General features: G+C 47.1%; 2 protein-coding genes, 1 tRNA gene and 1 pseudogene. 2 read left to right on the plus strand and 2 right to left on the minus strand.

Annotated elements, in window-relative coordinates:
- Positions 1–465 precede the first annotated feature (465 nt).
- Positions 466–546, minus strand: a tRNA-Leu gene (locus tag J7545_RS11930).
- A gap of 140 nt (positions 547–686) precedes the next feature.
- Between J7545_RS11930 and accC the strand changes: the two genes are divergently transcribed.
- Both accC and J7545_RS11940 read left to right on the plus strand, forming a co-directional pair.
- Complete coding sequence (gene accC / locus J7545_RS11935) at positions 687–2030, plus strand: acetyl-CoA carboxylase biotin carboxylase subunit (RefSeq protein ID WP_318719597.1); 1344 nt, start codon at positions 687–689, stop codon at positions 2028–2030.
- Positions 2031–2178: 148 nt separating this feature from the next.
- Positions 2179–2685: pseudogene (locus J7545_RS11940) on the plus strand (DUF429 domain-containing protein); the annotation flags it as partial.
- Between the two features lie 28 nt (positions 2686–2713).
- Here the strand turns inward: J7545_RS11940 and tnpA are convergent.
- Positions 2714–2913, minus strand: a 200-nt coding sequence (gene tnpA, locus J7545_RS11945) for an IS200/IS605 family transposase (protein WP_318719600.1), incomplete at its 5' end; no start/stop codon positions are given.

Below are 2913 nucleotides of genomic sequence, written 5' to 3' on the forward strand. Positions count from 1 at the left end.
AAGAACCTGTTCCAGAAGGAGTAGAAATAGAGGATGAAGAGGCGGGGACAGAAACGGTTTACTATGAGCTTCCTGGAGGGATTTACTATCTACCAAAAGCGACTCAATTCTCTCGGGCTAGCCGCCCGTATCGCTTCTGGATGTCTGAAGGTGAGAGATATTTTTAGGGGTTTTGGGAGGGGTTGCCAGTTCTCTCAGGGAACTCCTTGAATTTCTCTATGCATTCTATAGAAAACTCTTATGTGATGGTCATGTGATTGGCTTATAGATGAAATTCTATGGCAATGCTTTTATCTATAATTTTTCCCTATTCTGCTTGACCTATTTCTTGCACCTTATTTTTGGAGGTGCTATGGTGGTTTTGTGTTGAATGTGTGTTGAGTAGAGCCTTATGAGCTGTTTGAGGGGCGTGTGGCTTTGCCTTGCGAGCAAGAAATAGCCAGCCTCCCATTCATCTTTATCTCATGCGGATGGCGAGACTCGAACTCGAAAGGAAAAGCCACACGCCCCTCAAGCGTGCGCGTATACCAATTCCGCCACATCCGCTGACAACTGGTGAGCATCGCTCACCGATTCTTATAGTAGCATAAGTCAACGGCGATCGCACCCATCAGAAAAAAAGATCTTCCAGAAAGGCCCCCAAACCCCCTATTCTAACGGAATATATCATGCTCAAAAACTGGAAGATGACTTTTTCAAAAATCCTGATTGCCAACCGAGGAGAGATTGCCCTTCGCATCCTCCGCACCTGTGAAGAACTGGGCATTGCCACCGTTGCTGTTCACTCCACCATAGACCATCAGGCTCTCCATGTACAGTTAGCCGATGAAGCTGTCTGTATTGGAGAGGCCAATAGCAACAAAAGCTATCTCAACATTCCCAACATTATCGCTGCTGCCCTGACCCGCAACGCCACCGCCATTCATCCGGGTTATGGTTTCCTAGCCGAAAATGCCAAATTTGCCGAAATTTGCGCCGATCACCAAATTACATTTATCGGTCCCACCCCAGAAGCCATGCGAGCAATGGGGGATAAATCCACCGCTAAAGCCACCATGCAAAAGGCTAAAGTCCCCACTGTACCCGGTAGTGATGGACTCTTGAGCAATGAACATGAAGCCATCCGTGTGGCTCGTGATATTGGCTATCCAGTCATGCTCAAAGCCACGGCTGGAGGAGGCGGACGGGGAATGCGCCTGGTTCGGGATGAGAGCCAACTGATTAAACTGTTCCGAGCCGCTCAAGGAGAAGCCGAAGCCGCCTTTGGTAATGCTGGGGTTTACCTAGAAAAATTTATTGAAAATCCCCGCCATATTGAATTTCAGATTTTAGCTGACTCCTACGGTAATGTCATTCACCTAGGGGAGCGAGAATGCTCAATTCAAAGACGACATCAAAAACTGTTAGAAGAATCTCCCAGCCCCGCTCTAACCCCGAAACTGCGGCAAAAAATGGGAGAAGCTGCCATTAAAGCAGCGCGTTCGATTAACTACACGGGAGCCGGAACCATTGAGTTTCTACTCGATAAATCTGGCAATTTCTACTTCATGGAAATGAACACCCGGATTCAAGTCGAACATCCAGTTACGGAAATGGTGACCGGACTGGATTTAATTGCCGAACAAATCCGCATTGCCCAAGGAGAAAAACTCTCCTTAAGCCAAAAACAAGTTCAATTCAGAGGTCATGCGATCGAATGTCGGGTGAATGCCGAAGATCCCGATCATAATTTCCGTCCTAACCCCGGCCGCATCAGTGGCTATCTCGTTCCTGGAGGCCCCGGTGTGCGGTTTGATTCCCATGTCTACACCGATTACGAAATTCCCCCCTATTATGATTCCCTTATTGGTAAATTAATTGTTTGGGGTGCAGACCGAGATAGTGCAATCCGTCGCATGAGACGGGCCTTGCAAGAATGTGCAATTACGGGTGTACCAACCACGATTGAATTTCACCAGAAAATTCTGGAAACTTCAGCTTTCTTAGAAGGCAATGTGTACACTAACTTTATTGAACAGTACTTTGGTTAAAAAATAGGGTAAATAGTGCATTAAAAAACAGGAGGTAATTACCGATACTTTTTCCTTCGTTGTAGCGCTTTAGCGCTACAACAAGTCGCACCTAATACCTTGTTTGAGATGAAATAGTCCACTACGATACTTGGCTCTTGCCTGACGTATGAAATTTCTGGGAATTGATTTAGGATGGCGCTCTGGAGCGACTGGGTTGTGTTGCTTAGAGTGGGGCGCTGGGCAATTGCATCTGCTAGACTTAACGACAGAGATCGACCTGGAGCGGATTCTGGCTTGGATCGATCGCCAGGTTCCCTCCGAAACTCCTGGATTAATTGCCGTAGATGCGCCAACTCTAATTCCTAATCTAACCGGAATGCGTCTGTGCGATCGCCTCACCCATCGCTATTTCGGCAAGTACGATGCGGGATGTTATCCTGCCAATCAACAGCGTCCATTTGCCGAGCGTACCACAGGATTTGGTGAATCTTTAACCACACGGGGGTTTAGCCATGCCCCGGAAATCATGCCTCAAACACCCGGACGCTATCAAATAGAAGTCTATCCCCATCCAGCGATCGTGAATTTATTTGGACTAGAGCGGATTTTGAAGTACAAAAAAGGTAGGGTGGGCGATCGTCGATTAGAATTATCTAAACTGCGAGAGTTTATCAGAAGAATGGGTCTAAAACCCCGTCCTTCTAGGACGGCTTTTCTTGTTCTCTAATGTACTGCTTTAGAACTTCTATTGGCGCGCCTCCAATGGAGCTAACAAAATAGCTAGGACTCCAGAGGGCATCTTTTCCATAGGGTTTAGGGTAGCCAGCTTGACCATATCGACGACTAGAAACGCCTTTAAGGGCATTCACCATCTGAGAGATAGAAAGCTTAGGTGGGTACT

It is taken from the genome of Roseofilum sp. SBFL (genome assembly GCF_017746885.1).
Lineage (GTDB): Bacteria > Cyanobacteriota > Cyanobacteriia > Cyanobacteriales > Desertifilaceae > Roseofilum.